The following is a 254-nucleotide window of genomic DNA, read 5'->3' as shown; positions in this document are numbered from 1 at the left end:
GCCGCCACCGCTCCGGTGATGCTCGTCGCCTCCGCGGCGCCGCTACGCGCCATCAAGGCGACAAACACCAGGGCGGCAACATCCGCCGATGCAACCTATGTGAACGCGGTCGCATCGCAGCCGGCAAAGGCGACTCTGGAGAAGGCGACACCACAGAAGGCGACCCTTGTTGCGATGCAAGAACCGATGCAGGAGCCGGACGCGGCCCGTTTCGGCGGCACGGCCGACACCCGGCCTGTCACCTCGTTCCCGGC

The 254-nt window shown here is 68.1% G+C and carries 1 pseudogene; it reads left to right on the top strand.

What is annotated here, in order from left to right:
• Window positions 1-254, top strand: a pseudogene (locus E5W87_RS35830) (cell wall hydrolase); the annotation flags it as partial.

The organism is Mesorhizobium sp., assembly GCF_004962925.1.
GTDB lineage: Bacteria > Pseudomonadota > Alphaproteobacteria > Rhizobiales > Rhizobiaceae > Mesorhizobium.
This window is presented reverse-complemented; position numbering and strand designations above follow the sequence as displayed.